The 25,894-nt window shown below is 60.1% G+C and carries 23 protein-coding genes, 4 tRNA genes and 2 pseudogenes; 4 read left to right on the forward strand and 25 right to left on the reverse strand.

Translation table 11 applies throughout. The features are described 5' to 3' along the window. Nucleotides 1–3: 3 nt before the first annotated feature. From AB4O40_RS10245 to AB4O40_RS10265, 5 genes are all read right to left on the reverse strand, one after another. On the reverse strand, nt 4–1,350 hold the full coding sequence (locus tag AB4O40_RS10245; RefSeq protein WP_056727260.1) for a pilus assembly protein TadG-related protein: 1,347 nt from the start codon (nt 1,348–1,350) through the stop codon (nt 4–6). Nucleotides 1,351–1,425: 75 nt separating this feature from the next. Next, nucleotides 1,426–2,250 (reverse strand): Flp pilus assembly protein CpaB, encoded by an 825-nt coding sequence (gene cpaB, locus AB4O40_RS10250; RefSeq protein ID WP_460054683.1) that lies wholly within the window; start codon nt 2,248–2,250, stop codon nt 1,426–1,428. A gap of 15 nt (nt 2,251–2,265) precedes the next feature. Continuing rightward, nucleotides 2,266–3,594 carry a hypothetical protein gene (locus AB4O40_RS10255; protein WP_056727263.1) on the reverse strand — a complete coding sequence of 443 codons (1,329 nt, stop codon included), beginning with the start codon at nt 3,592–3,594 and terminating at the stop codon, nt 2,266–2,268. A gap of 2 nt (nt 3,595–3,596) precedes the next feature. Further along, nucleotides 3,597–4,121, reverse strand: coding sequence for an A24 family peptidase (locus AB4O40_RS10260; RefSeq protein ID WP_056727265.1), 525 nt, complete (start codon nt 4,119–4,121; stop codon nt 3,597–3,599). A gap of 180 nt (nt 4,122–4,301) precedes the next feature. Beyond that, nucleotides 4,302–4,493 (reverse strand): Flp family type IVb pilin, encoded by a 192-nt coding sequence (locus tag AB4O40_RS10265; RefSeq protein ID WP_056727267.1) that lies wholly within the window; start codon nt 4,491–4,493, stop codon nt 4,302–4,304. A gap of 406 nt (nt 4,494–4,899) precedes the next feature. Here AB4O40_RS10265 and AB4O40_RS10270 point away from each other — a divergent pair, with 406 nt between their 5' ends. Then, nucleotides 4,900–5,769, forward strand: a complete 870-nt coding sequence (locus AB4O40_RS10270) for an AraC family transcriptional regulator (RefSeq protein WP_056727272.1) — start codon at nt 4,900–4,902, stop codon at nt 5,767–5,769. A gap of 58 nt (nt 5,770–5,827) precedes the next feature. Here the strand turns inward: AB4O40_RS10270 and AB4O40_RS10275 are convergent. The 4 genes from AB4O40_RS10275 to AB4O40_RS10290 form a co-directional block, all read right to left on the reverse strand. Next, a tRNA-Gly gene (locus AB4O40_RS10275) sits at nt 5,828–5,903 on the reverse strand. A 3-nt stretch (nt 5,904–5,906) separates the two neighbouring features. Continuing rightward, nucleotides 5,907–5,982, reverse strand: a tRNA-Glu gene (locus AB4O40_RS10280). Nucleotides 5,983–6,086: 104 nt separating this feature from the next. Beyond that, nucleotides 6,087–6,162, reverse strand: a tRNA-Gly gene (locus tag AB4O40_RS10285). 2 nt (nt 6,163–6,164) lie between these two features. Beyond that, nucleotides 6,165–6,240, reverse strand: a tRNA-Glu gene (locus tag AB4O40_RS10290). 385 nt (nt 6,241–6,625) lie between these two features. On the opposite strand from AB4O40_RS10290, the gene AB4O40_RS10295 reads away from it, so the two are divergent. Then, a complete protein-coding gene (locus tag AB4O40_RS10295) occupies nt 6,626–7,384 on the forward strand; it encodes a hypothetical protein (RefSeq protein ID WP_460054678.1) in 759 nt (252 codons plus the stop codon). Nucleotides 7,385–7,959: 575 nt separating this feature from the next. On the opposite strand, the pseudogene AB4O40_RS10300 reads toward AB4O40_RS10295, so the two are convergent. From AB4O40_RS10300 to AB4O40_RS10320, 5 genes and pseudogenes are all read right to left on the reverse strand, one after another. Then, nucleotides 7,960–8,310: pseudogene (locus AB4O40_RS10300) on the reverse strand (aldo/keto reductase); the annotation flags it as partial. Between the two features lie 16 nt (nt 8,311–8,326). Further along, on the reverse strand, nt 8,327–9,208 hold the full coding sequence (locus tag AB4O40_RS10305) for a methyl-accepting chemotaxis protein (protein ID WP_460154727.1): 882 nt from the start codon (nt 9,206–9,208) through the stop codon (nt 8,327–8,329). Between the two features lie 27 nt (nt 9,209–9,235). Next, nucleotides 9,236–10,291: pseudogene (locus AB4O40_RS10310) on the reverse strand (HAMP domain-containing protein); the annotation flags it as partial. A 108-nt stretch (nt 10,292–10,399) separates the two neighbouring features. Next, nucleotides 10,400–11,785: an aminotransferase-like domain-containing protein gene (locus AB4O40_RS10315; RefSeq protein ID WP_460154711.1), complete on the reverse strand. Its 1,386-nt coding sequence runs from the start codon at nt 11,783–11,785 to the stop codon at nt 10,400–10,402. Between the two features lie 198 nt (nt 11,786–11,983). Then, the gene (locus AB4O40_RS10320; protein ID WP_056727976.1) at nt 11,984–12,745 is read right to left on the reverse strand and encodes an SDR family oxidoreductase; all 762 of its coding nucleotides are present in this window, start codon (nt 12,743–12,745) and stop codon (nt 11,984–11,986) included. A gap of 235 nt (nt 12,746–12,980) precedes the next feature. Between AB4O40_RS10320 and AB4O40_RS10325 the strand changes: the two genes are divergently transcribed. Beyond that, nucleotides 12,981–13,985: an NADP-dependent oxidoreductase gene (locus AB4O40_RS10325; protein ID WP_056727978.1), complete on the forward strand. Its 1,005-nt coding sequence runs from the start codon at nt 12,981–12,983 to the stop codon at nt 13,983–13,985. A 139-nt stretch (nt 13,986–14,124) separates the two neighbouring features. On the opposite strand, the gene pyrF is transcribed toward AB4O40_RS10325, so the two are convergent. The 11 genes from pyrF to AB4O40_RS10380 all read right to left on the reverse strand — a co-directional run bounded on the left by pyrF (nt 14,125) and on the right by AB4O40_RS10380 (nt 23,575). Next, nucleotides 14,125–14,823, reverse strand: coding sequence for an orotidine-5'-phosphate decarboxylase (gene pyrF / locus AB4O40_RS10330; protein ID WP_008016546.1), 699 nt, complete (start codon nt 14,821–14,823; stop codon nt 14,125–14,127). Nucleotides 14,824–14,973: 150 nt separating this feature from the next. After that, nucleotides 14,974–16,029, reverse strand: coding sequence for an AI-2E family transporter (locus AB4O40_RS10335; RefSeq protein ID WP_056727980.1), 1,056 nt, complete (start codon nt 16,027–16,029; stop codon nt 14,974–14,976). A 69-nt stretch (nt 16,030–16,098) separates the two neighbouring features. Next, nucleotides 16,099–16,905 carry a DUF4892 domain-containing protein gene (locus tag AB4O40_RS10340; protein WP_409078939.1) on the reverse strand — a complete coding sequence of 269 codons (807 nt, stop codon included), beginning with the start codon at nt 16,903–16,905 and terminating at the stop codon, nt 16,099–16,101. A gap of 8 nt (nt 16,906–16,913) precedes the next feature. After that, complete coding sequence (locus AB4O40_RS10345) at nt 16,914–17,573, reverse strand: glutathione S-transferase family protein (protein ID WP_056727983.1); 660 nt, start codon at nt 17,571–17,573, stop codon at nt 16,914–16,916. A gap of 50 nt (nt 17,574–17,623) precedes the next feature. Further along, complete coding sequence (locus tag AB4O40_RS10350; protein WP_056727985.1) at nt 17,624–18,478, reverse strand: alpha/beta hydrolase; 855 nt, start codon at nt 18,476–18,478, stop codon at nt 17,624–17,626. Further along, complete coding sequence (locus AB4O40_RS10355; RefSeq protein WP_056727987.1) at nt 18,475–19,281, reverse strand: alpha/beta fold hydrolase; 807 nt, start codon at nt 19,279–19,281, stop codon at nt 18,475–18,477. Before AB4O40_RS10355 ends, AB4O40_RS10350 begins: the two co-directional genes overlap by 4 nt. A gap of 126 nt (nt 19,282–19,407) precedes the next feature. Continuing rightward, a complete protein-coding gene (locus AB4O40_RS10360) occupies nt 19,408–19,851 on the reverse strand; it encodes a hotdog fold thioesterase (protein ID WP_056727989.1) in 444 nt (147 codons plus the stop codon). 32 nt (nt 19,852–19,883) lie between these two features. Further along, on the reverse strand, nt 19,884–21,551 hold the full coding sequence (locus AB4O40_RS10365) for an AMP-binding protein (RefSeq protein WP_460054665.1): 1,668 nt from the start codon (nt 21,549–21,551) through the stop codon (nt 19,884–19,886). Nucleotides 21,552–21,718: 167 nt separating this feature from the next. After that, a complete protein-coding gene (gene sixA / locus AB4O40_RS10370; RefSeq protein ID WP_056727993.1) occupies nt 21,719–22,174 on the reverse strand; it encodes a phosphohistidine phosphatase SixA in 456 nt (151 codons plus the stop codon). Continuing rightward, complete coding sequence (locus AB4O40_RS10375) at nt 22,171–22,518, reverse strand: DUF4389 domain-containing protein (protein ID WP_056727994.1); 348 nt, start codon at nt 22,516–22,518, stop codon at nt 22,171–22,173. The genes sixA and AB4O40_RS10375 overlap by 4 nt, the downstream gene beginning before the upstream one ends. A 31-nt stretch (nt 22,519–22,549) precedes the next feature. Further along, entirely contained in the window at nt 22,550–23,575 is a 1,026-nt protein-coding gene (locus AB4O40_RS10380; protein WP_046042990.1) for an NAD(P)H-dependent glycerol-3-phosphate dehydrogenase, read from the reverse strand. A 195-nt stretch (nt 23,576–23,770) separates the two neighbouring features. Here AB4O40_RS10380 and AB4O40_RS10385 point away from each other — a divergent pair, with 195 nt between their 5' ends. After that, complete coding sequence (locus AB4O40_RS10385) at nt 23,771–25,894, forward strand: TonB-dependent receptor plug domain-containing protein (RefSeq protein WP_460154712.1); 2,124 nt, start codon at nt 23,771–23,773, stop codon at nt 25,892–25,894.

Below are 25,894 nucleotides of genomic sequence, written 5' to 3' on the forward strand. Positions count from 1 at the left end.
CTCCTACGAGTCAGTGCTCGGAGTGCCGCTGCCGTTGATATAGGTTTTGTAGAGCTGGATGATCTGCGGGCCGGAATCGGTCGACGGCGACGGGCCGGCCACATTGTCGCCTTCGCACTCGCGCACAAACTGGCCGAAGATCTGCGCTTGCGTGCCGCCGCCATCCATGGGCTGCACCACGAAATAGCAGCCAAAGCCCAGGACAGGGATCGTAGTTGAACCGCCCTGTTTGCCGGTGCAGTCACCAACGACGATTTTCAGCATCCGGCGCTCGAATACCCCACCGCCCTGACAACCACTGCCGGACCCCGCTACACAGGCGGCAACACTTGCCTTCCAGTCGTTGTAGTCCAGTATCGCGTTGCTGCCCGCAGTGAGATTGCCACCACTCGAGATGACGGGTTGCCCCTGGTACAGCGTCTGCGCCGGGGTAACCGAGTCGTTGTAAGTGATCGCGGGATTGCTCGACGACGTCACCATGTCTGGCGGATAGTTCGAGGCACTGACCGGGCCGTTGTAGATGCCGAAGCGCGTATTCAAGCCTTGAGACGCAGGGCCGACCGTGTTGCCGGGTGAGGTCTGGACAGTCTCCCCCACATTGCGGCAGACCGAGCCGCCACCGGCCAGGTCTTCTCTGACCGAACTGCCGCCCGAACCGAAATCGAGCAATTGGAAGTTGCCAGGGCCAATGGCGGACGAATTGTTGGCAGCTGACTTCAACACCTGCAAATCACCAAACTGGAAACCCCAGAACATGCCGGCGGCCGGGTCGTATTGAGTCGAGTCGCCACAGATCATCAACGGTGCGACATCACATGGGTTGGTGGGGCTGGGTCCGGCGGTGGCGATCGCCGCCACCGCTTTGGCTCCCAGGCCACCAGCGCCAAATACCTGGGCGAAGTTCCAGAAAAATCCTGTCAGGCTGTAGCTCGGTACCGATACCCGGACGTACTTGGCATCCGACGGCCCGGGATAGGAGAACGGGCCATAGACGCTGCTTGCCAGCTCCACCACCGCAAATGCAGCGGCGTTGCCGCCCACAGCCGTGGCCAGTTCGTTGTTGCCCAGGGCATTGGCATTCTGTACCAGCGTATTGAGCGCGGCGGTGCGCGTCGTGCTGGCGCTGTTGCTGCCACCCGCCACCTGGCTCAGGGTTTTGGCGCCACTCAGGGCGGCGGCATCCACCACATTCTGCAGGCGCGTTTTGTTCAGCAGAATATGCCCGCCATCCAAAGCCAACGCCGCCATCATGGCCATCGCCGCCAACGCGATCACCATCAAAACACTCACCGATCCTTCCTGGCGCCTTGGCGTCGAAGTGAACGGCCGCTGAATACGAAGATTCATCATCAAGCCCTCGATTGCCGACACTGATCCGGATCGGCTCCGCCAATACCCTGGTGCCCAGGCACCTGTTGCACACTGTCAGCGAATGTTGACCACTTTGGCGTCGGTCCCGCGGATAACGGTGATACCCGCGCCCTCGCCACTGCTGCGCTGTACCACACGTTTTGGCGCCTCGGCGGTGGCCACGGCCATGGCCGGGGCAACAGATGCGACAGGCGTGGCAGGCGCAACGGCCGGGCTTTTCTTCTCGAGGTTCAGCGGGTTGCGCAGCGCCAGTTGCAACTTGCCTTCCGTCTGCGCCGTGACCAGGGTTTCCGCTTCAGCGGCCGACATCTCCAGGGTCACTGCGCGCACCACTACCGGTTGGGTCTTGTCGGTGCCCGCAGTCTGATCCACCGCCAGCACCCGCAAGTTCTCGAGGATGGTCCTGGACGTGGCGCTGTTACTGCCGGCATTGGTGGTTTTGGTCGCCAGTACATCGACCCGGTTACCCGGCAACAGGAATCCACCGACGCCGACCACATCGTCCACCCGTACCGAAATGGCGCGTTTGTCAGGCGCAATCAACGAGGCCAGGGTGCTGCCCCCCAGGTGTTCGCTCAGCCGTGCGCCGCGCACAATGTCGCCCCGCAGAATGTCGAAGGTTGCGATCTTGCCCACGGCTTTTTCACTGGCATCGAAGGCATCGTCCGGGATCGTATCCAAGGGCATGCGTACGGTCGTGACCTGCTGGGCCTCGACCATTTGCCCGAATGGAATTTCTACCGTGGCGACCACCACGTTTCGAAGGTGGTCATCCGGGCTGGCATTGAGCCGCGCGCTCAGCCAGGAGTCGGCCATCCATGCAGCCCCTAGGCCCATGGCCAGGGAAACGCCTATCAGGGTAAGCGTGCGAGAGCTCATGTCAGTATCTCCGTATCAAAGAAAGTCGAGCTGGACGAAGTAGTTGTGCCAGGCCCATTCCAACTCTTTCGGTGACAGTGGTCCGGAACCGCCCATATAACGCTGGCGATCGAGTGCCATGTTCAGGAGATCGCGGGGATGGCAAGGCACCAGGGGCATGCCTTCACTTGCATAAAGCCTTTGCAGCACATAACGCACCAGCAGCGGGTCATAGGAAATGCCCAGACGCTCGCTTTCCTGACGCCAGATCTTTTCGTACTCCTCAGGCTTCAGGTAACCGAATTGCAGCTTGTAGCCAATCCGGCGAAGGAAGGCCTCATCGGCCAGCTCCAGGGGATTGAGGTTGGTGGAAAACACCAGAATCAGATCGAACGGCAACTCACAATGCCGACCACCGCCCAGGTTGAGGAAGTCGCGCTTCTCTTCCATCGGGACGATCCAGCGATTGAGCAGCTCGGCGGGAGCCATGCGCTGGCGCCCCATGTCGTCAATGATGAACAGGCCATTGCTGGCCTTGAGCTGCAAGGCAGCCTGGTATTGACGGGTGAAAGGGTCATAGCGAACGTCCAGCTGTTCCATGCTCAACTCACCGCCAGTGATGACGATCGGGCGTTTGCAGCACAGCAGTCGACGGTCGATGCCTTCGTTGAGCATCAAAGTGTTCTGTTGAGCGTTATCATCGAGCCGCTGATGCACCTGCGGGTCATAGATCTCGATCACCGACTCGTTGATGACGATGGCATGGGGGATCCAGATGGCCTCGGCGAACAGACGGATCAGCCGACTGCTGACATAAGTCTTGCCGGTACCCGCGGGGCCATAAATCATGATCGCGCGCCCGGAGTTCATCGCCACACCCAACTGATCCAGCATCTCCTCCGTGAGCACTACGCCAGCAAGGGCATTGCGCATATCGTTGGCGTTGATGCGACCATGGTGAATGGTCTGCAGTTTGATCAGGGACCGGTAGGTACTCACCGGAAACGGTGCTGCGCCTATATAACCGCTACGCGACAGGGCATCGCGGGCGGCACTGCGACCACGTTCGGTCAGGCCATAACGCAGCATCTGCCCGCCCGTTTGACTCACCTGGCCCAGCACTTCGACACGGCCATCCTTGCGCAGAAACGCCAGGACCTCCTCTAGTACCGCGCCGGTCAGCGCCAGGCGTTCCACCAGCCGCGACATGTCCAGCACCCCGGCATCAAACAAATGCTTGCACACCAATTCGCCGAGAAAACTGTCGGTCAGACCGGTTTCGCGGATTGTGCACGGCTGAGGAGCCAATCTTTGCACCGCTCCCCGATCGCTGGGGTAGGCATCACTATCGACGATGACGTGCATGTCTAACCTCCGAATCCACCGGCAACTTGCCAGTAGACTATGTTCAAAGTGCCGATCAATATTGCAATCGAATATGGGAAAGGCTTGCCAGCGACTTCATCTGAAGTTGGCGCCAGATAAGCCTGCGCCCTTAGAATCAGCCAATAGCGCCCCAGGGTCTGACGCAATTGACCGCGAACCAGCACGATCAATAAACCGCATACGCCGCCAGCTATCAGGCTGAACATTGCAGCCCACAACGCGAGCTGGAACGGTAGAAAACTGCCGACCATGGCCATTAACTTGACGTCACCGGCGGCCATGCCACCGAAGGCGTACATCGGCAGAAACAGCGCAAAACAGATCAGGATACCCAGCAGGCCGTCACCCAATCCGCTGACACCACCTGTGTACATTTGACCGATCAATCCCAAGGTAAGCCCCACCAGGACAAGCATGTTGGGAATACGGTGGCTAAGCAGATCGCTCACCACCGCCACGCCCAAAAGTCCTATCAGTAAAACCATCGATACCAGTTCCGTGGACATGGCATGTCTCCCTGCGGGTATTAATCGTTAGCACACAACGTTGCTGTTGGCGGCCTTGAACAACGCAGTGATTTGGAACAGGGACAACGTGAAGCCCATTAAGAAAGTTGCCGGCGCCCTATCAGAAATAGCGGCAACCGGCTGCTCCGTGGACATCGACGCGTCCCCCAGCGGGAACTATCAGCAAGCGGAACCTTTGATCGCGGTGCACAGTGTCTGCATTTTTGTCTGAACCGCTAAGCCAAGGTTCGTGAAAATTGTGACGACTAGCGCCGTAACCAACCCACCGGCTACCGCGTACTCCACAACGGTCAGGCCATCTTCGTCTTTGACGAACTTCACTACCGAAGCCTTGATTGTTTGCATGATCATTTTGCCCACCTCACTCGAATGTTGTTTTTTCTGAGGCAGTACGTTCTGCGCTGCCTGAGTGCAACACTAGTCAGGAGCAAGGCATGAGCGTTAGGAAGATTTTGCGCATCGCTAGGACTTTTTTGCGGGACGACCAAATACGCAGCATTGGCCTTTGCAGCAGTAACGGGAGGGGTAAACAAGGCATTGAAACGCAAAGGCAATTGCCACTGATTCACAAGCGACAGGCGGTTCAACCCGGTTTTTTCGAAGACTCACGAGCAAACACTCGCCCTGGACAGACTTCCAGGCAACCCATAGAGCGAATGGAACTAAAAACCGTCTTTTCTATCGGGATTAAATCTGCAAAGTGATAGCACATTGGCAATACTGGCGAAGAGAGTCACTAGAACCACCGAGTAGAGACATGACGTCCAATTTGACCAAAAGGCCATCGCTCCTGTGGTTCGATCTGACTCATGATCGGTCCACGAAAGAACTCGTCACGCAGTTCGAGGACGCCTGCGAGTGCAATCTGGCGAAAAACTCCGTGTTGCCCATCAGGGAACACGCAGACATGATCTGCGTCCATTTTGATCGCCCCGACACTCCAGGTTTGAAGCTATTGCTGGAGATCAAACGCACAACCCCCACCATCCCGATCACCATGTTCACCGTGCAGCACTCAGAGGAACTGGCTGTATGGGCCATGCGCTCCAGCGTCTGGGAATACATGGTGCTTCCGCTCTCGACCACCGAGAGGAAGCGTTACCTGACGGCAGTGCTGCAGCTCTGCGAGCTGCGCCGAAATGCCCACGGCCAGGGCAAGTCATCGCAGATCGACCACTCCCCGACTCTGCCGGACAGCATCCGGCTGACCTCAGGACACCAAAAACACCAGGCGTTGAGCAATGTCATGCTGTACATCGAACAGCACTTTCGTGACAGCATCGATCAGAGGGACCTGGCGCAGCGCTGCGGCATGACGACATTTCGCTTCAGCCGCCTGTTCAAGGAAGCCAATGGGCAGGGCTTCACGGATTACATCCTGGACAAGCGCATGAACTTCGCCAAAGACCTGCTCGACAACAGCCAGATGCCGATTACCAGCATCGGCTATGAAGCCGGCTTCAAGGATCCTTCCTACTTCGCCCGTGCCTTCAAGCAGTTCGCCAACTGTACGCCCAGCGAATACCGACTGGCACGCCAACTCAAAGCGGCTGCAGCTGCGCAACAGGTGCAGGATGAGAAAACCACTGAAGCGCTCGAAAGCCTGGTACAAACCCTCAGCGGTTGATCCTGCTTTTTACGCGCAAACAAAAACGCCGCTCAATGAGCGGCGTTTTCGTTAAATATGGAGCGGGAAACGAGACTCGAACTCGCGACCCCGACCTTGGCAAGGTCGTGCTCTACCAACTGAGCTATTCCCGCAAATGGCGTCCCCTAGGGGACTCGAACCCCTGTTACCGCCGTGAAAGGGCGGTGTCCTAGGCCACTAGACGAAGGGGACACGCTACCCGGAACACATGGTGTGTGTTTCGGTGTCCAGAGCCGCATCCGAAGACTTGGTTCTGGTTTCACTCAGCCCTGCCCGAAAGCAACGCTGTTTAAAATTGGAGCGGGAAACGAGACTCGAACTCGCGACCCCGACCTTGGCAAGGTCGTGCTCTACCAACTGAGCTATTCCCGCATTGGCGTCCCCTAGGGGACTCGAACCCCTGTTACCGCCGTGAAAGGGCGGTGTCCTAGGCCACTAGACGAAGGGGACACACGTACAACATTCACTCCCTGCTTCGTTTCGCTGTGTGCTTTACGCTGCAAGTGGCGCGCATTCTATGGATGGATTGAGAGGTCGTCAACCCCCTGATATAAATTTATTTAAATCAATGACTTCGACCTGCTTTTGGGAGCCGTTGCGGTTTTTCCGCTGCCCGGCGTTTGACGCCTATATTCTGGCACCCGCCAAGACGTTATAGTCCACGGGGTGATGGCAATCTGTATATCGAGTGCCATCATTTATAGAAACGGGGCTCCGGCCGATATAAGTACAAGCATGTCCGATCCAACCCGTCGTGCGGGCCTGGGCGCTCAATTGCCAAGCCACCAGACTCCCATGCGTAACCTATAAAGAGGTCTTACCGGTGACGCCACTCATGATCACCCTGCTAGTTGTAGTCGGGATCGCACTGTTGATCGCCATTGGCTACATGAACCATGTGGTGGAAAGCAACAAGCTGGAAAAGGCCCGTACCAAGATCGAGCTCAACGATCGCCTGCGACGCTGCGGCGAGATCACCGAGACATTCCCCGGCCAGCTGATGACCCCGGCCCTCAAGCTACTGTTGGCCCGTCTGGAACTGAACGTCTGCCAGCGCCTGCTCAACCTGGAAAAATCCAGCGCCAACCTCAAGGCGCGGATCGCCGAACTGGAGGCCCTTGTCGGCCAGGGTGAATCCATCCCGGTCAACAATCCGCCAGCACCGATCCAGACGGAAGCCAAGGCCAAGGATGTACGCTTCCTGCTCGAAGCCCTGCACGGCCAGATTACCCGTGCGGCACAGGACGGTTTCCTGCCCCCCAACGAAGCCAAGCGCTGGATTCGTGAAGTGCGCCACATCCTGGTACTGCTGCACATCGAGTTCTTTAACAACCTCGGCCAGCACTCCCTGCAACAGAACCAGCCCGGACAGGCTCGCCTGGCATTCGAGCGCGGCGTGCAATACCTGCGCAAACAACAGGACCCACAGGTCTACGCCGAGCAACTGGGGTACCTGGAAAAACTCCTGGCCCGCGCCAACGACCAGGTCATGGATCGCATCGCACCGGTCGAAGGCGAGGTCAACCAATTGACCGAAGGCCTCAAGGACGTCGAGGCTGATGCGGACTGGAAGAAGAAAGTGATCTACGACTGATCAACGAAAATGGAAAAGCCACCGAGAGGTGGCTTTTTTTGGGTTCTTCACGCAATTCCGGGGAACACCGATACCTGTAGGAGACGGCTTGCTGGCGATGGCGGCCTCCTGGCTGGAGTATTTTATTGGTGGTGTACATATTCATTTCTGCGGTAACGGCCTCCTATGGTTCCGCTTTTACAGCGGGTTACTTGGAAAAGCGCCAAGTAACCAAACGCTTTTGCCCCTTACGTTCGGTGCCTCGCCTAGGCTCGGCATCCCCTTGCTCCGGTCCTGCTCCGTGGGCCCGCCGCGATCGGCCATCCATGGCCGTACGCGGCTAACCCGGCATCCATGCCGGGTTGCCCACTGCGCAGAACCTGCGCTCGGCCTCTCGAGGGGGCGTGCACCGCAACAGCACCGCGAGGCGAGCTAACGCTCGACCTCGTTGTATGGTGGTGTACGCGTTCCCCTGTAGGAGCTGCCGAAGGCTGCGATCTTTTGATCTTGCTTTTGCGATCGGGAAATGGTCTGCCGGCCAAGGCCTGACGCGGTGTTGCCCGGCCCGCCCGGTTCATCGAACGGGCCGGCAACCCTTAGCGGTCGAGCAGTTTCATGACTTCTTCCGGATAACGCAGGCCTGCGGTGGCATTGGCCGCAAAGATCGCTTCCAGCGCGTGCAGTTCTTCGCCACTCAGCGTCACCTCCAGTGCGGCCACGTTTTCTTCCAGGTATTTACGTTGCTTGGTGCCCGGAATCGGAATCAGGCAGTCACCCTGGGCCAGCACCCACACCAGCGCCAGTTGGCCCGCCGTCACGCCTTTTTCTGCCGCCAGCGCTTGTACCTGTTGCACCAGCAGCAGGTTTTTCGCGAAGTTTTCGCCCTGGAAGCGCGGGCTGAAACGACGATAATCGTCGGCCGCGAAATCATCCGCGGCTTTTTTGGCCTGGCCGATGATCGTTTCAAAGCCTGAAATGCCCCACCATTCCCTTCAGTTCAACCCCCAGTTGCGCCAACTGGATACTGGACGCGGCATTGCCCTGCATCGCCAGCGATGACTGATCGGCACTGGCGCGAATGCTGGTGACACTGCGATTGATCTCCTCGGCCACCGAGCTCTGCTCCTCCGCCGCCGCGGCGATCTGCTGGTTCATCTGCTGGATCAGCGACACCGCCGTCGCAATGCTTCCCAGCGCACTCTCGGTCTGCAAGGCATCGCTGACCGCCAGCTTCACCAACTCGCCACTGCTCTGGATCTGCTGCACCGACGACTGCGCCGCCAAACGCAAGGCGCTGACCAGGCGTTCGATTTCCTCGGTCGATTGCTGGGTTCGCTTGGCCAACGCACGCACTTCATCGGCCACCACCGCAAACCCCCTGCCCTGCTCGCCAGCCCGGGCCGCCTCGATCGCCGCGTTCAATGCCAGCAGATTGGTCTGCTCCGCCACACTTTTGATCACACTCAAAACCGTGCCGATGTTCTGGATTTCCGCACTCAGGCTTTCGATGCTCGAACTGGCCGAGGTGGCCGAGTTCGCCAGTTGTTCAATCCGCGCCATGCTCTGGCGCACCACCTGCTGGCCACTTTCAACCTTGCCGTCAGCCGTTTGCGCTGCCAGGGCCGCCTCCTCTGCATTACGCGCGACATCATGCACCGTGGCCGTCATCTGATTCATTGCAGTGGCGACCTGTTCGGTTTCCTCCTTCTGCGTGCTGACTTCGAGGTTGGTCTGTTCAGTCACCGCCGACAGCGATTGGGCGGAAGTCGCCAACTGCTCGATACCCGACTGCAAGCCGCTGACTATATGGCTGAGCCCCGCGCCCATTTGTTGCATTGCCTGCATCAACTGGCCGATTTCGTCACGACGGGTCACGTCAATGGTCGTACTCAAATCCCCTGAGGCAATCTGCTGCGCCACCTCAATCACACGGCGCAGCGGTGCCACGATCAACCGGGTGATAAACCACGCGGCAACCAACCCGACCAGCAAAGCCAGGGCGGAGGAGCCGATGATCAGCAACGAGTTCTTTTTCAGTTCAGCCTGCATCGCCATGTCTTGTGCAACATAAGCCTGATCCACCCGTTCGACCACTTGGGCTGCGCGCTGGTGCAATTGTTGATAGACGGTTTTTTCCTGCTCCAGCAGCCCGGTGTACTCGGCAAGTTTGTCGCTGAAACTGACGATATGGCCCATTACCTCATTGAGGACGGTCTGATAGCCCTCATCCTTGACCGTGGTCTTGAGCTGCTCGGCCTGGGCCAGTGCCTGGCTGGCCTGTTCGATCTTGCCCTGCCCGGCGCTATCGTCACCTTTGCGGCTTTGATCCAGGCGCACGCGCGCTTCATTCATGGCTTGCAGCATCAAGCGTGAAACCTGGCTGACCTGGCTGGCCTGCTCGATGAATTGCGCACCGTCCTTGCCTTCGGACTCTTTCAGCGTATAGGCGCCGTCATCGACGAGCCCGGATTGCAATACATCAAGGTTATTGGCCACGCTGGACACCGACCAACTGGCCATTTCCAGGGCCAGGTCCTTGGCCTGGGTAAGCGAGACAAACTCGTCGAAAGCCTTGCGATAGTCCCCCAGGGACTGTTCGACATCATTCATCACCGGCACGTTGGCCGCAGAAGCGGCCTTGAGCTGGCCGGCCAGGGCGATCAGGCCATCGACGCCCTCGTGCAGGGCATCGACGGTTTTCGGACTGCCGTGCAAGGCGTACTCCTGCTCCAGCAGCCGCACCTTGAGCAAACCGCTGTTGAGCGATGACATCTGCTTGAGCCCGTCGAAGCGCTGGCTGATGGTTTGCAGGGACCAAACGCCAATGCCCGCCACCAATGCAGTCAACAACAGTACCAGGACAAACCCGACACCCAGTTTTTTCGCCATACCGAGGTTGGCAAAACGTCCTTGCACGGCCGAATTCATTGCACTTAGTCCCCTGCCAAAGTCTGTAGACGCAGATTCGCAACGGGCCGGTGGCAACACAAGGCTCTGGCGCCGGAATAATGGCAAAAAGCTACGCCAACGTCGTTTTCAGAACGCTTGAGGTCGATCCCGTGCAGTGGCCTGAAAGAACGCCCGGGCTCGCGGATCGCAGGCATAGGCCACGTTGATACGCTGCCAGTCACTGGCCTCACCCGAGGGGTTGAAGGCGGTCTTCGATGACAGCAGCACACCCAGGCGCCGCGCCTGGGTCCGCAGCTGATCGTAGTCGGACATTCGTGATCGCGCCCAGATGAACAAGCCTCCCGCCGGCTTGCCGAAAACTTCCCATTCGGCATCCTCGAGCAATTGCAGCACCGCCAGCCGGTCGCAGCTCAAGCGTTGGCGCTGACGCTGCACCAGTTTGCGGTAGGCACCATTAGCCAACAGGCACGCCAGCACCGACTCGCAAAAACGCGAGGCGCCCATGCCACTGATCATCTTGACCTCGGCCAGGCGCGTAATGACTTCGGCACCAGCCACCACGAAACCGACCCGCAAGGAACTGCTGAGGGTCTTGGAAAAGCTGCCCACGTAGATCACGTTGTCGTCCAGCGCAGCCAGACGCATACCGGAACCGCTGTGCAAATCCGCATAGACGTCGTCTTCGATCACCTGTACGTCGAAGGTCCTGGCCAGCTGCAGCACGCGGCGCGCCACCAACGGTGCAAGGCTGCTGCCGGTCGGGTTGTGATAGAAGCTATTGATCAGCAGCCCTTGAGGCCGGTGTTTGACCAGCACCGATTCGAGCACGTCCACGTCCGGCCCGCGCGGTGTTCGCGGTACTTCGACCATGTGGATGCCGTGCAGCCTGAGCAGATCGAACAGCACCGGATAGCCGGGACTCTCCACAGCCACACAATCACCGGCCTTGAACAGTGTCCGCACGATCAGGTCAAGCCCCTGACTGGCGCCCGCCGTGGTCATGATCCGGTTGTCCTGCGCCCGGATATCCAGCTGCCTGAGGTGCTTGAGGATCTGTTGTCGCAAGGCCGGCAAACCCAGCGGCGTGCTGTAGTTGAACAGGCTGGCCGTGTCGGAACGACTGACTTGCCGAATCGCGTAAATCAGATCGTCTGTCTCGCGCCAGCTTTCAGGCAGCCCACCACAGCCCAGCCTCAACTCAGTCGAACAGGGCCTGATCTCGGGCTCAACGCCCTCGAACCACACCGGCTCGTGCTTTGCGCCCGCGGCCAATACCGGGTCGGCAACCGTATAGCCCGCCCCATGACCTGACACCAGCATCCCCTGCGTCACCAGGCGTTCACAAGCCTGGGCAACACTGACCTGACTGAGCAAGTTGATCCGCGCGATCTGTCGCACCGAAGGCAGGCGCGTACCGGGCGATACCCCGCTGGAATGAAGCCAGCAGGTCAGCGCGTCAACAATTTGCTGTACGACGGGCACCAGCGCCTGTCGGTCGATTCTCAATTCCATGAGCAAGCAAACTCCTGTTGATTTTGCGAGAAGCAGTTAATCACAGGAGTGTTCGAAGACATGTGCGACAACGCCGCCAAAACCATTGGATCTAATCATTTGAAACACATTGCCTGGTCCTTTAGCGTAACCAAAAAAACTGTGGGAGCTAGCTTGCTCCCACAGGTTGCAACTCTTCTTTGGTAGAGATGCGTTGCTTTAGAACGCAGTAACGCCACCATCCACCGCAAGCGAATGGCCAGTCGTGAACGCCGCGCCATCGCTGCACAGGTACAGCACCGCGCTGGCGATCTCTTCGACCTTGCCGATGCGACCGACCGGATGCATGGCGTTGGCGAACTCGCCTTTTTTCGGGTCGGCTTCATAAGCGCGACGGAACATATCCGTGTCGATCACCGCCGGGCACACCGCGTTGACCCGGATCTTCTTCTTGGCGTATTCAATGGCCGCCGACTTGGTCAGGCCGATCACTGCGTGTTTAGAGGCTGCGTAGATACTCATTTTCGGCGCCGCGCCAAGGCCTGCCACCGATGCTGTGTTGACGATCGCGCCGCCCCCTTGCGCCAGCAACAGCGGCAACTGGTATTTCATGCACAGCCAGACACCTTTGACGTTGACGCCCATGATCGCGTCGAATTCGTCGAGCGTACCTTCGGCCAACTTGCCTTTCTCGATTTCGATGCCGGCATTGTTGAAGGCATAGTCGAGGCGACCGTAAGAGTTGATCACCTCCTCCATCAGATTTTTTACATCGCTTTCCAGGGTAACGTTACAGCGCACGAAGGTCGCGTCACCACCGGCTGTACGAATCAGCGCCACCGTGCCCTCTCCGCCCGCCGCGTCCATATCGGCCACCACGACCTTCAGGCCCTCTGCGGCAAATGCCTGGGCGGTCGCGCGGCCAATACCGGCCGCCCCGCCTGTCACCACGACCACCTGGCCGGAAAACGTCATGCTCATTGTTATGTCCTCAAAAGAAGAATGCGGGGAATCGCGTAGGACCAGTCTAGCCATGGAGGTCTTGAACACGGCAGCACTATCAAGGCTCCGGTTGGGTGCCCATGAGTTGCAGTGATGGAACTGCCGTACCAACTATCACTGCACTGGATCAGGCTGCATTCGCCGCATCAGCCGAACTTGCGGCATCGGCGCTGACCGGCTATCAACAAAGCTTCATTCATCCTGAGTGCCTGCCATGACCTCCCAGATCAATCGCCAATTCCTGCTCGCCAAACGTCCGGTTGGCGCGGCGACCCGTGAGACATTCACCTACCAGGAAGTACCGGTCGGCGAGCCGGCGGCGGGTCAGATCCTGGTCGAGAACCAATACCTGTCCCTGGATCCGGCCATGCGTGGCTGGATGAACGAAGGCAAGTCCTACATCCCGCCGGTCGGGCTCGGCGAAGTCATGCGCGCCTTGGGTGTGGGCAAAGTCATTGCCTCGAACAACCCGGGATTCGCGGTCGGGGATTACGTCAACGGCGCCCTGGGCGTGCAGGATTTTTTCCTCGGCGAGCCGCGAGGTTTCTACAAGGTCGATCCGAAACTGGCACCGCTGCCACGTTACTTGTCCGCGCTGGGCATGACCGGGATGACGGCGTACTTCGCCCTGCTCGACGTCGGCGCTCCGAAGGCCGGTGACACCGTGGTGCTGTCGGGCGCAGCCGGCGCCGTGGGCAGCATCGCCGGGCAGATCGCCAAGATCAAAGGGTGCCGGGTGGTTGGCATCGCCGGCGGCGCCGACAAGTGCAAGTTCCTGATCGATGAGCTGGGTTTCGATGGCGCTATCGACTACAAGAGCGAAGACGTCCTCGCCGGCCTCAAGCGCGAGTGCCCGAAAGGCGTCGACGTGTATTTCGATAACGTCGGTGGCGACATTCTCGACGCAGTGTTGAGCCGCCTGAACATGAAGGCGCGGGTGGTGATTTGCGGTGCCATCAGCCAGTACAACAACAAAGAGGCGGTCAAGGGACCGGCCAACTACCTGTCACTGCTGGTCAACCGCGCGCGCATGGAAGGCTTTGTGGTGATGGACTACGCCGCCCAGTACGCCAGCGCCGCCCAGGAAATGGCCGGCTGGATGGCCAAGGGACAGCTCAAGAGCAAGGAAGACATCGTCGAAGGACTGGAGACGTTCCCGGAGACGCTGATGAAATTGTTCAGCGGCGAAAATTTCGGGAAGCTGGTGTTGAAGGTGTAACCCGATTTTTGAAGTCACCCTAAAAACAATGTGGGAGCGGGCTTGCTCGCGAATGCGGTGTGCCAGACAACATCTTCGTCGACTGACACGCCCTCTTCGCGAGCAAGCCCGCTCCCACAATGGGTTCTGCGGTGTCTGATCAGGCCAATTCAGCCACAACTGAAGCCAGCGCCTTGGCTGGATCCGCCGCCTGGCTGATCGGACGGCCGATCACCAGATAGTCGGAACCGGCATCCAGCGCTTGACGCGGGGTCAGAATGCGGCGCTGATCGTCCTGGGCACTGCCCGCCGGACGAATCCCCGGGGTCACCAGTTGCAGTGACGGATGCGCCGCTTTCAGTGCCTGGGCTTCCAGGGCCGAGCACACCAGGCCGTCCATCCCGGCTTTTTCCGCCAGGGCGGCCAGGCGCAGCACCTGCTCCTGGGGCTCGATGTCCAGACCGATGCCCGCCAGGTCTTCACGCTCCATGCTGGTCAACACGGTCACGCCGATCAGCAGTGGTTTCGGACCGGTGCGCTGATCCAGCACTTCACGGCACGCAGCCATCATGCGCAGGCCGCCGGAGCAATGCACGTTGACCATCCACACGCCCATTTCCGCAGCCGCCTTGACGGCCATCGCGGTGGTGTTCGGGATGTCGTGGAACTTGAGGTCCAGAAACACTTCGAAACCCTTGTCACGCAGGGTACCGACGATTTCCGAGGCGCAACTGGTGAACAGTTCCTTGCCGACTTTGACCCGGCACAGCTTCGGGTCCAACTGATCGGCCAGCTTCAGTGCGGCGTCACGGGTAGGGAAATCCAGGGCGACGATGATGGGAGTCTGGCAGGCGGACATGAGTGGGCTCTCAGGCAAGTCGAAATCGGCGCGCATTGTAGCGGAACCAGCGCCGCTGCGGGACCCGATGATCGGTAAATCGTCGCGACGGCTCAGGCAAGGCCAGTCCTTGAGGCCATTGTGTCGAGTTCCCCAAGCAGAATACAAATCTCAGGGCCGACGATCGTCAACCCGCGCCTGAGGCTTGCTCCAGTCGATCAACAGGCTGTAGGCCACCGCCAGCAATGTCGGGCCAATGAACAGGCCGATAAAACCAAAGGCAATCAACCCGCCAAATACCCCAAGCAGCACAATGACCAGCGGCAGGTTACCGCCACGGCTGATCAGGTATGGCTTGAGCACGTTGTCGACACCGCTGATGACGAATGTGCCCCAGATCCCGAGGAATATGGCCATCCCGTACTCGCCTTTCCAGACCAGCCACGCGGTCGCCGGAATCCACACCAGCGGCGGGCCCATCGGGATCAGGCTGAGCATGAACGTCACAATGCCGAGTACCAACGCTCCCGGTACGCCGGCAATCAGGAACCCGATCAGCGCCAGGATCGCCTGGGCCGCGGCGGTACCGATCACGCCGTTCACCACCCGCTGAACCGTGCCCGCCACCAATTCGATGTAATAGCCGGCCCGCTGACCGATCAGCCGCTCCAGCAACGTGTGTACAAACGCCGCCAGGCGCGGCCCGTCACGATAGAAAAAGAACACGAAGACGACGCTCAGGGTCAGTTCGAGAATACCGCCGCCGATCTGCGCGCTGCGCGCCAGCAACCAGTTACCCATCTGCCCCAGATAAGGCTTGAGCGACACCATCATCGCCGCGCCCTGCTCATCGATGCTGTTCCAGATCCCCACCAGCCGTCCGCCCACCAGGGGAATCGAACCCAGCCACAGCGGCGCTTCGGGTAGCCCCTCGACCTGCGCATCCTTGATGAAAGCCGTGGCATCGCGCACATGATCGGCAAGATTGAAACCCAGCCACACCAAGGGTGCAGCTACCAGCACCATCCAGCCCAGGGTCAGCAATGCCGCCGCCAGCGACTCGCGGCCATTGAGCCAACGGGTCAGCAAGCGCATCAGCGGCCAACTGGCAAACGCCAGTACCGCGCCCCAGAACATCGCCGACCAGAACGGCGCCATCACCCAGAAGCTCGCGCCGAACAACACCACGAGCAGGATCTGCACCAATAGGCGATCGTTATTGATCATCAAAAGTCTCGAAAAAGTCAGTCAGCAAAAGAGTAGGCGAACGCGATGTACGCGCTCGCCCGGTACAGCCTAGCGCAATAGCTCGATGTGCAGGCCAGAGCCTCCGGCACTGCCAGCTTCCATCCGCGCGGCACGCACGCCCTGGCCAATCAGTGCCTGACGCCAGGCTTCGGCATTCGCTCCGGAAATGCTGACCCGCAAGGTGGTGTCCAGGTTCAGCCCGCGAGAAATCAGGCGGAGCCAGGTCTCGTCAGGTGCGCTGTTCAACGTGGAAAAATCGAGCTCGCCGGTGCTCTTGAGTTCACGCAGCAAGGTCGCGGAGGTCGGCAACAACTCGCCCAGCGGTGCCGAAGCGTCGAACTGCTCGACATGCAGGTAGGCTTTGCGATTACCCCGGGTGATGCTGTACAGCGCGATAAGCGTGTTGTCCCGTGGAGCGGCAAGTCGCAGCAGCAGATAGGCTTGTTGATCGTCGGCGCCGTACAGCTTGGCGTTGCCGAAGACTTCATTGGCCCATAGGCTGCTTTCACCGCAATCGCGCGCCTGGCACCAAAACAGCAAGCCGGCGTCCTGCTGTTGCAAGGCCTCGCGGGCAGCGGTGAACGCCTCGATGGATGAATGCTCCGGTGGCAACTCGTAGGTCACGGAAGTGACGTTGCCGCGGGCACTGACCTGGCCGTCGAAACGTAACTGGCCACTGATTTTCCGGATCGAGCCCAGCGGGTAGATCCGCTCCAGTTCGGCGGCAGGACGATAGTCGACAATCTGGGCGTCGACCATGCGCGGTACTATCGGCAGGTCCTGACTGCCCGGAACATCGGCGGCGAACAACAAGGGACTGAAACTGCACAGCACCAATAAACTGAATGAACGCATGGATAGACTCATCGGATCAGCATGGCCTGGGCACCCTTGATGACACTGGCTTCATCGGCGCGTTTGGGTACTTGCAAACCACGCTGCACCGCCGCCCGGGCCTCCAGGGTTGCCATCCAGCGTTGCAACGCCGTCAAGCCCTCCACCGAGACGCCCGACCACTCGTAGCCGCGCACCCAGGGAAAGGTGGCGATGTCGGCAATGCTGTACTGATCGGCGAGGAACTCCACGCTTTGCAACCGGGTGTCGAGCACTTCGTAGAGGCGACGGGTTTCATGCTGATAGCGGTCGATGGCGCCCTGAAGCTTTTCCGGAAAGTAGCGGAAGAACACGTTGGCCTGGCCCTGCATCGGGCCGATCCCGCCCATCTGGAACATCAGCCACTGCAATACCAGCGAACGTCCCTTCGGGTCCGATGGCATCAGTTTGCCGGTTTGTTCAGCGAGGTAAATCAGGATGGCGCCGGATTCGAACACGGCGAAATCACCGTTGGCGCGGTCGACAATCGCCGGAATCCGGCCATTGGGGTTGATCTTGAGGAAGTCCGCGGACTTCTGCTCCTTTTTGTCGAAACTCAAGGCATGCACCGTGTAGGGCAGGCCGAGTTCCTCGAGCACGATAGAGACCTTGTGGCCATTCGGGGTCGCAGCGGTGTAGAGATCTATCATGGTTGTCTCCCTTTTCAACCCGCCAAGCCTCGACAGTTGCCCGGCGCAAGTCAAGGAGTGGCGAAGAACCGATTGAAACAGTCTGCGACAAGATCAGCACCGGACTCGTCATTGAGGTGCAAATGATGGCCGCCTGGCAGCTGTTCCCGGCTAAAGGGTAGACGCTCCAGCAACTCCGGGTGTTTGGCGAGCATGCCGTCGGCAGCAACCACCAATGTTGCAGGACACTTGATCCGCTGGACGAAGGCCATGGCCTGTTCGGTGGTAAGACGCAGCGGCGATGGCAGCGTGAGGCGATTGTCGGTGCGCCAGGTGTAACCGCCCGGCACCGGCATAAGGCCACGCTGCGCCAGCAGTTCGGCGGCCTCGCGGCTGACCGCCACCAGGCCCTTCATGCGCGCTTCGATGGCCCGGTCGAGAGTGTCGTAGACCGGTTTGCGCTTTTCCCGCAGATCCAGTTGCGCTTGCAGGGCCATGCCCATGCGCTCGGCAGCGTTTTCACCTTTGTCTGTAGGAGGAATGATGCCGTCGATCAACGCCAGGTGGGTAACCCGCTCGGGCATCGACCCGGCGATGATCAGCGAAGCAATGGCGCCCATCGAATGCCCCATCAGCGCAAATTTGCGCAGGCCAAGCTGTTCGGCGACTTGCAGCACATCGTGGGCATAGTCCCACATGGCGTAGCCAGCGCCCGGCGGGCGATGCCCGGAATGACCGTGACCGGCCATGTCCAGTGCGATGATGCGCAGGCCTTTGAGTTTGGGTGCCAGGCGGGCAAAGCTGTTGGCGTTGTCCAGCCAGCCATGCAGGGCAATCACCGGCAATCCGTCTTCAGGGCCGAACAGGTGCGCCGCCAGTTCGATGTGCGGCAGGCTCAGGCGAACCTCTTCGACGACGTGGTTCATGCGCAATCCTGCTGTCGACGGCCGCCCCAGCGATAGAACAGGCCTTTGAGCATGCCAGCGGTATCAAGGGGACGTTCGAGCGGAAACATGTGGCCGCCGGGCATGGTCAACGACTCTCCCAGCGGCAGGCGGTCGACCGAACTGGCGTGATGACGCATCACCACGCGGCTGTCATGCCCGCGAACCACCGCCAGCGGCACTTGCAACTGCCGGGTGCTGCCCGGGCTTGTGTGCGGCACGCCGCGATAGATGCTGATTTCCGTGGCCGGGTCGAAGCGCAGGCGCAGCTTGTCGCCGACCTGATGCAAGCCGTGTTGCAGGTAGGCATCGAAGCATTCCGGGTCGAAGCCGCGGAACAGGGTCTTGCCAGCGAAATACTTGCGGGCGCTGTCCAGGTCGGCGAATTCTTCACGGCGGCCCAGGGTACGCCCGGCCGGGGTCAAACGGTCGATGAAACCAAAGCGTTTGGCCGCCCGTATGACCCATCGGTCGGTGCGTGTCAGCACTGGCGAGTCGAGCATCACCACCCCGCGATACAACTCAGGGCAGCGCAAAGCGGCATGCAGGTGCAACACGCCACCGAAGGAGTGACCGACGCCCCACACAGGCTCGGCCTGTTGTTGCAGGTGATGGATCAGCTCATCCACCAGGTTGTACCAGTTGTCGTCCGCCGGAAAACGCGGGTCGTGGGCGTGCTGCTCCAGATGCGTCACCTCAAACTCGGGTGCCAGCGCCGCAAACAACTTGCCGTAGGTCCCCGAAGGAAAACCATTGGCGTGGGCGAAAAAGATCTGTTGCGACATACCTGCAAATCCATGAGTTAGAACAGGCGTTGATTGTCCGCAAGACCGCGTCCTACAGCAATGACCATAACTACCAGGAATGGTGGTAGGAGCTGCCGCAGGCTGCGATCTTTTGATTTCAAACCGTCAACGTACCGGCGGATTCTCACCCAACGGCACCACCGCCATGGTCAGTCGCGACACGCAACTGGCCTTGCCCTCATCGCTGGTCAGCCGAATGTCCCAGACATGGGTCGTGCGGCCAATGTGGATCGGCTTGGCCACCGCCGTCACCCGTCCGCTGCGCAGACCGCGCAAATGGTTGGCGTTGATTTCCAGGCCCACGCAATAGAATTTGCTGGCATCGATGCACAGGTAGCTGGCCATCGAGCCGACCGATTCGGCCAGCACCACCGAGGCACCGCCATGCAGCAATCCATAAGGCTGATGGGTGCGGTGATCGACGACCATGCTGGCAGTCAGGGACTCGTCGTCGAAGGCTTCGAAACGGATGTCCAGCACTTCGCCAATGGTATTTTTCTGGATCGCGTTCAACTGCTCGATGTTCGGGATGGTGCGCCACAGGCTCATCGCAGAGGTTCCTTGTTGGTTTTGTTCGTGGATCAATCCTGCCACAGCACCGCTTCGCTGCGCTCGCTCCATTCCTCAAAGCGCTCACCGTAAGCCGCTTCAATCACGTTGCGCTTGATCTTCAGGGTCGGGGTGAGAAAGCCGTTTTCCACGGCCCAACTGTCCTTGACCACCACCAGGCGTCGCAGCTGTTCATGCTTGTCGAGGGCGCCGTTGACCTCTTCCAGGAGTTTTTCCAGGCTCGAATGCAGGCCGGCGCGCGCGGCCCCGCCGGCATCCTGCTGGCCGACCGCCGACAACACGCACAACCCCAGCGGCGCACTCAAGCCGTCGCCCACCACGCAAACCTGTTCGATGCGCGAATGCACGGCCAGGCGATTTTCAATCGGTGCCGGAGCCACGTACTTGCCTTTACTGGTCTTGAAGATCTCCTTCAAGCGTCCGGTCAGGCGCAGATTGCCTTCGGCGTCCTCCTCGCCCTTGTCGCCGGTACGCAGGAAGCCGTCCTCGGTAATGGTGTCGGCGGTTTTTTCCGGCTCCTTGTAATACCCGAGCATGGTCGCACCACTGCGCACCATGACCTCCCCCGTCTCGGCAATCCGCACTTCGACCTCTGGACACGGCTTGCCGATCCAGCCCGGTTTGTTCTGGCCCGGCATGCCGATGTGGGAGTAGCCGCAACTCTCGGTCATGCCGTAGACCTCCAGCACGTCCAGCCCCAGTTTGCGGTACCACTGCAACAAGGTCTGCGGCACCGGAGCCGCGCCGGACAAGGCGATGCGCAACGCATCCAGCCCCAACCCGGCGAGGACTTTATGCCCGACCCGTTTGCCGATGATCGGCAGGCCGAGCAGGAAGTCGAGGCGTTTTGCCGGGATCTTGCTGTACACGCCCATCTGGAATTTGGTCCAGATGCGCGGCACGCCAAACAGTGCGGTCGGCCGCGCACGCTTCAGGTCGGTGAGGAAGGTGTCGAGGCTCTCAGCGAAAAACACTGTTTGGCCGGTATAGATCGACGCCAGTTCGACGAACATCCGCTCGGCAACGTGGCACAGCGGCAGGTAGGACAACAGCCGGTCCGACTCGTTGAGGCCGAACAACGCAGTGCCGCGTGTGGTGGCGAACCCCAGATTGCCGAAGCTGTGCATCACGCCCTTGGGCATGCCCGTGGTGCCGGATGTGTAGATGATGGTCGCCAGTTGGTCGGCGGCAGGCTTGGGATTGTCCTGGATGGGCGAGTTGCGTTGCAGGTCGGTCCAGCTGAAATCAAAGTCGCCTGGGGGATGCAGGGGCAGGCTGATGGTCGGCAGGTCGGAGCTGACGCCACGGGACATGCCTGGCCAGTCGTCGAGCTTGCCGATGAATGCCAGCGCCGCTTCTGAATGTTCGAGTACCTGGGCAACGGTCTCGGCGGTCAGGTTGGGGTACAGCGGCACCGAGACATGCCCGGCCATCCAGATCGCCAGGTCGGCAATGATCCAGTGCGCACAGTTTTTCGAGATCAGGGCGATATGGCTACCCTGCGGCAGTTCCCGCGCTCGCAGCCAGTGAGCTGCACAGCGTGCCTGATGACCGACATCGGCCCAGGTCAAGGTCTCGACCTGACCACCGCCGACAGGCTGGACCAGAAAGCGCTGGCGGGGATGACGGGCCTCACGCTCGTAGAAAACGTCCAGCGGCAAACGAAAAGCAGCAGACATGCGACTCGCTCCTGTTTTTTTGGTCTGGAGCAAGCGTAGTCAACCAAGCAAGTGCTTGGTTGAATTTTTAACGGAAAAACAAAATCAATAGATCGCAGCCTGCGGCAGCTCCTACATGGAAATGGCGTGCATCTTGTAGGAGCTGCCGCAGGCTGCGATCTTTGCTTTTATGGGTGCTTGATGCCGTTGAGCCTCATCGACCCGACCAACAACTCATTGCTCTCGAGCTCGGCCAGGCCGGCGGTGCTGATCCGCTCTGGCAGATGCCCGGCACCATGCTGCAGGTAGCTCAACAGATTCCCCACCAGCGGGTTGTGACTGACCAGCAGCACGTTGCTTACCGCGACCATCTGTTCGGCCACCTTGTCCGGTTCCGTGTCCGGTGTCAGCCACTCGACGGTGCGGATTTCCGGTTCGAAACCCAACGCCTCTCGTACCAGTTGCGCTGTTTGCTGCGCTCGCAGGTACGGGCTGGCGTAAATGCCGGTCAGCGGCTGACCCACCAGCTCTGCGGCGACTTTCAATACTTCCTTACGACCGTTATCCGTCAATTCCCGCTCCGAATCGTGGGGGCGGGAACCGTGTGGTACAGCTTCACCATGACGCAATACCCAGAGTTTCATAGCTTGGGTTCCTCATCTCGGGCCGGATGGGGTGCCGGTGCCACGACATGCGGCGCCTCGCCTTCCGGTGTACGCGGCGTCGGCCAGTCGGCGAACGGCCAAGGCTTCTGGTCGCTGTGAAAGCTGCCGAAACGACCGATCTGCGCCAAAAACTGGCTCAGGCTGTCGCCGAAATTCATCAGGCTGGCGCTTGGGGCGCCATAGAACAAACGATAGATCAACTGCACCAGCACGACGGCGCCGAGGATGAACTGCGCCACTTGCCACACCAGCACGAAGAGGATCATCCACAGCACCCGCAGCAGGATAGACTCGTACTTGGCTTCTACTTTTGGATCGTTCATGCGCAACTCCCTGCTTTTCTGGCAAGCGTGATTAGTTGAAACCACTGGTGGAAATAAAGTCGACGTCGGTTTTCGGCTCGCCACGCATTAACAGACCGATGACCTGCTCCAGCGTGCGGCCCTCGAACAGGATCGCGTGCAGCCCGGCGACCAGCGGCATGTACACACCAACCTCCTGGGCCTTGGCCTTGAGTACTTTAAGGGTGTTGACCCCTTCGGCGACTTCACCCAGGCGCGTGACCGCCTCGTCCAGGCTCAGGCCCTGGCCGAGGGCGAAGCCGACCTGATAGTTGCGGCTCTTGGGCGACGAACAGGTCACGATCAGATCGCCCACGCCCGCCAGCCCCAGGAAGGTCATCGGGTTGGCGCCCTGATTCACCGCGAAGCGGGTCATTTCCGCCAATGCCCGGGTGATCAGCATGCTCTTGGTATTTTCCCCCATGCCCAGCGCCACCGCCATGCCGGCGATGATCGCGTAGACGTTTTTCAACGCCCCGCCCAACTCCACGCCGAAACGGTCGGCGCTGGCGTACACACGAAAGGTGCGCCCGTGCAGCGCGGCCTGAACCTGCTGGCAGAGTTCTTCGTCTTCACTGGCGACCACCGTGGCGGTCAGCGCGTGCTCGGCGATTTCACGGGCCAGGTTGGGTCCGGACAGGACGCCGATGCGCGCCTGCGGGGCGATCTCTTCGAGGATCTCGCTCATCAACTTGAACGTGTGGGCTTCGATGCCTTTGGTCAGGCTCACCAGCAATTTGCCGGTCAAGCGTTCAGCGTGCGGCACCAGCACCGAGCGCAGCGCGCTGGAGGGCAACGCGACGAAACACAGGTCGCAGGCGTCCAGGGTGGCTTGCAGGTCGGTGACCGGCGTAACGCCGGGCAGAATCTTGATGCCTTTGAGGTAACGCGGGTTCTCGCGATTGACCCGAATGGCCTCGGCCTGTTCGGGGTCACGCATCCACTGAAGAACCTGATGCCCGTTCTCGGCCAGCAGATTAGCCACGGCGGTTCCAAAACTTCCGCCTCCCAGGACCGCAATCGGGCGCTGTTCAGTCATATGCAATCCGTTAATCCATACCAGTGGCGATGTCGGCATTATACGGGGCAGCCCATCGGCGGCCAGCCCCGGCATCAAATACCTGCACCAGTAGGAAGAAGAGCAATAAAACCGAGGAAAATGCCGACATCGTGAATGGAAAAGTCATTCGGCTCGGTTAACATGCGCGCCAACAATCACTGACAGGGATCTGTTGTGTCTCCGGGCTCTCCTTCGCCGCGTTCGCCTCTGTTACTGGCGCTGATTTTCAGCTCGCCGGCGCTGGCCGACGACTTGTTCCTGGACAGTGAACCGCTGCCGCAAGTGCTCACCGCCACGCGCCTGAAGCAGTCGCCGGCGGCCGTACCGGGAAGCATGACGGTGATCGACAGCGCCCTGGTCCACGCCAGCGGTGCCCGCGACATCAGCGAATTGCTGCGCCTGGTGCCGGGAATGATGGTCGGCAACATCAGCGGCAACCAGGCAGCGGTGAACTACCACGGCACCAACGCAACTGAAGCGCGACGCATGCAAGTGCTGATCGACGGGCGCTCGGTGTATCGCGCCGGCCTGGCCACCGTGGACTGGAGCGACATTCCGGTGGCCATGGAGGACATCGAGCGCATTGAAGTCTTTCGCGGGCCGAATACCGTCAGCTACGGCGCCAATGCCCTGATGGCGGTGGTCAACATCATTACCCGGCGGCCGGCCGACAGTCACGGTACACGCATGAAGGTCACCCGGGGCCAGCGCGGCATCAACGACTTTTACGCCAGCCAGGGCCTGGGCTGGGAAGACGGTGACATGCGCCTGTCCCTGTCCGGCCAGCAAGACGACGGCTTCGACACCGACCGAACCGGCGCGGACTACCATGACAGCCGTCGCCTTGATCGCTTCAATCTCGCCGTCAGCCAGAGCCTCGACGAACGGCAAAGCCTCGACTGGCAGTTGAATGCCAAGGACGGCACCAACCAGCGACCCTATACCTACCGGCCGGTGTTCCCGGGGATTACCCGCGCGGGCAACGACTCCGACGTCACCGCCAAGGACTACGCCGGTTCATTGCGCTGGAATCTGGACATCAATCCCGACCACAGCCTGTATATCCAGGGTTCGGCCCAACACTGGGATCGCCAGCAAACCTGGCGCGCCTGCGATGCTGAAATATCCTTCAGCCCGCAACTGACCGAACTCTGGCAATTGAACCCGAACTACACCGAACGCCTGGCCCGCAATATCACGCGTTTCATCGGCCCTGGCGCGCCGGCCGGCACGCCCGCCGAGCAGGCGCTGGCCAATCAGGTGCTCGATCAATGGCGTAACGGCGCGAGCCAGACCGTTTGCGGCGACATCGACCAGAGCACCCGAGAGTCGCGCTACGACCTCGAACTGCAGGACACCCTGAGCCTTGCCGATAACCTGCGGCTGGTCAGCGGTTTGAACTATCGTTACGACCGGGCCGATTCCGAGACTTACTTCAATGGCACGCTCGATGACACCATCTGGCGCGCGTTCGGCCAGTTCGAGTGGCGTGCCACCGAACACTGGCTGCTGCAAGGCGGTGCCATGTTCGAGGACACCCGATTGATCGGCAGCTCACTGACACCTCGCATGGCGGTCAACTACCTGATCAATCCGCGCCATGGCTTGCGTGCGGTGTACTCCGAGGCCGTCCGTTCGCCGGACATGTTCGAGAACAACGTCAACTGGAGTTATCAGGTCACTAACCTCAAGCCCGGCGCCTTTGGCCAATCCAGCGCCCGCTATTTCGTCAAGACCCGTGGCCCCGGCGACCTCGATCAAGAGCACATGCGCTCCCGGGAGCTGGGCTACAACGGCTATTTTCCCGAACCGGGGCTGGCGCTCGACGTGAAGCTGTTCCACGACGAAATCACCGGCATGATCAGTGAACCGCTGCGCAATAATCAGTACATCGCCAGCAACGCCAACAAGGCGCGTTTTTCGGGGGTCGAAACCCAGCTCGACTGGCGTATCGGCAGCCTCGATCGCCTGCGCCTGACCTATGCCTACGTCGATACGGACGCCAGCAATCCGCTGGATGCCGGGCAGACTGCAAGCAACAGTGGCTCGGCCGGATGGCTGCGCGATTGGGGCCAAGGCTGGAACAGTGCGCTTTTCTATTATGGCGATGATGCCCTCAACGGCTACCGCTTCGAACGGGTCGATGTGCGCATCGCCAAACGTATCGCCTTGGGCAAGACCAGCCTTGAACTGGCCGGAGTGCTCCAGCAACGGCTGGACAATCAGCCGACCACCTTCATCGACAACAATTATGACCAGCGCCACGTGATGTACTTCAGCGCGGAGCTGGAGCTTTAA

The sequence above is a fragment of the Pseudomonas sp. S2_F07 genome, from assembly GCF_054668325.1.

Excerpts from the sequence above, each read along its gene's own strand:
- AB4O40_RS10350 (WP_056727985.1), bottom strand. The coding sequence starts at position 18,478 with ATGAACCACGTCGTCGAAGAGGTTCGCCTGAGCCTGCCGCACATCGAA.
- AB4O40_RS10345 (WP_056727983.1), bottom strand. The coding sequence starts at position 17,573 with ATGATAGATCTCTACACCGCTGCGACCCCGAATGGCCACAAGGTCTCT.
- AB4O40_RS10325 (WP_056727978.1), top strand. The coding sequence starts at position 12,981 with ATGACCTCCCAGATCAATCGCCAATTCCTGCTCGCCAAACGTCCGGTT.
- AB4O40_RS10255 (WP_056727263.1), bottom strand. The coding sequence starts at position 3,594 with ATGCACGTCATCGTCGATAGTGATGCCTACCCCAGCGATCGGGGAGCG.
- AB4O40_RS10260 (WP_056727265.1), bottom strand. The coding sequence starts at position 4,121 with ATGTCCACGGAACTGGTATCGATGGTTTTACTGATAGGACTTTTGGGC.
- AB4O40_RS10305 (WP_460154727.1), bottom strand. The coding sequence starts at position 9,208 with ATGCAGGCAATGCAACAAATGGGCGCGGGGCTCAGCCATATAGTCAGC.
- AB4O40_RS10315 (WP_460154711.1), bottom strand. The coding sequence starts at position 11,785 with ATGGAATTGAGAATCGACCGACAGGCGCTGGTGCCCGTCGTACAGCAA.
- AB4O40_RS10355 (WP_056727987.1), bottom strand. The coding sequence starts at position 19,281 with ATGTCGCAACAGATCTTTTTCGCCCACGCCAATGGTTTTCCTTCGGGG.
- AB4O40_RS10265 (WP_056727267.1), bottom strand. The coding sequence starts at position 4,493 with ATGATCATGCAAACAATCAAGGCTTCGGTAGTGAAGTTCGTCAAAGAC.
- AB4O40_RS10360 (WP_056727989.1), bottom strand. The coding sequence starts at position 19,851 with ATGAGCCTGTGGCGCACCATCCCGAACATCGAGCAGTTGAACGCGATC.
- sixA (WP_056727993.1), bottom strand. The coding sequence starts at position 22,174 with ATGAAACTCTGGGTATTGCGTCATGGTGAAGCTGTACCACACGGTTCC.
- AB4O40_RS10335 (WP_056727980.1), bottom strand. The coding sequence starts at position 16,029 with ATGATCAATAACGATCGCCTATTGGTGCAGATCCTGCTCGTGGTGTTG.
- AB4O40_RS10380 (WP_046042990.1), bottom strand. The coding sequence starts at position 23,575 with ATGACTGAACAGCGCCCGATTGCGGTCCTGGGAGGCGGAAGTTTTGGA.
- AB4O40_RS10295 (WP_460054678.1), top strand. The coding sequence starts at position 6,626 with ATGATCACCCTGCTAGTTGTAGTCGGGATCGCACTGTTGATCGCCATT.
- pyrF (WP_008016546.1), bottom strand. The coding sequence starts at position 14,823 with ATGTCCGCCTGCCAGACTCCCATCATCGTCGCCCTGGATTTCCCTACC.
- AB4O40_RS10320 (WP_056727976.1), bottom strand. The coding sequence starts at position 12,745 with ATGAGCATGACGTTTTCCGGCCAGGTGGTCGTGGTGACAGGCGGGGCG.
- cpaB (WP_460054683.1), bottom strand. The coding sequence starts at position 2,250 with ATGAGCTCTCGCACGCTTACCCTGATAGGCGTTTCCCTGGCCATGGGC.
- AB4O40_RS10270 (WP_056727272.1), top strand. The coding sequence starts at position 4,900 with ATGACGTCCAATTTGACCAAAAGGCCATCGCTCCTGTGGTTCGATCTG.
- AB4O40_RS10375 (WP_056727994.1), bottom strand. The coding sequence starts at position 22,518 with ATGAACGATCCAAAAGTAGAAGCCAAGTACGAGTCTATCCTGCTGCGG.
- AB4O40_RS10245 (WP_056727260.1), bottom strand. The coding sequence starts at position 1,350 with ATGATGAATCTTCGTATTCAGCGGCCGTTCACTTCGACGCCAAGGCGC.
- AB4O40_RS10340 (WP_409078939.1), bottom strand. The coding sequence starts at position 16,905 with ATGCGTTCATTCAGTTTATTGGTGCTGTGCAGTTTCAGTCCCTTGTTG.
- AB4O40_RS10365 (WP_460054665.1), bottom strand. The coding sequence starts at position 21,551 with ATGTCTGCTGCTTTTCGTTTGCCGCTGGACGTTTTCTACGAGCGTGAG.